This is a genomic window from Acetobacter sp. DmW_043 (genome assembly GCF_002153485.1).
In the GTDB taxonomy this organism is placed as follows: domain Bacteria; phylum Pseudomonadota; class Alphaproteobacteria; order Acetobacterales; family Acetobacteraceae; genus Acetobacter; species Acetobacter thailandicus.
This window is the reverse complement of sequence record NZ_JOMN01000094.1, coordinates 1-558: the sequence shown is the minus strand read 5'-3', so window position 1 is coordinate 558 and position 558 is coordinate 1. Positions and strand designations below refer to the sequence as shown.

Sequence of the window (558 nt, the reverse complement as noted above, 5' to 3'; positions counted from 1 at the left end):
CCTTGCCGTCATCCATATCGCAGCAACAGCAGACTGGATTAAGTTCTAACAGGCCCTAGTGATGCGGATTATGCCTGCTGTCACGTCGATCTGTTTCTCATAATCCTTCACCAGCCTGCGCCAGCGGATCATTCAGCCGAAGGTGCGTTCAACATCCCATCGGTGCGGCAGAACCTCACCTCCTTCTGCTGTATCTGAGCGTCTGATCGTTTTCATCCTGACGGGCCGATAAAACTCATTAAGCCGAAGTCAATTCCAAAACAGAGCATCCCACCAGATATTATGCAGGTGAATAATAAACTAATTTAGCAACTGAAATATAATAACCATAAAGTCTATATTGATAAAGTTCCATATCCATCACGTATTATCAGATGCACTGCTAAAAATAATAAAACAGAATTTTCTTCTTGTTCTGATACATTTTTTTATAAAAATCTATGGTTTAAAGTTAGTTACGGTCGCTCCTATGTTGCAGAGTGGAAGAAAATAGAAAAAACTGTAAAAAATAATTTCGATATATACATGAGATAGCTATAAAATTATGAAAACGCTTTT

At 38.7% G+C, this 558-nt stretch carries 1 pseudogene; it reads right to left on the bottom strand.

Annotated elements, in window-relative coordinates:
• Nucleotides 1-45 precede the first annotated feature (45 nt).
• Nucleotides 46-216, bottom strand: a pseudogene (locus HK11_RS12665) (transposase); the annotation flags it as partial.
• Nucleotides 217-558 lie beyond the last annotated feature (342 nt).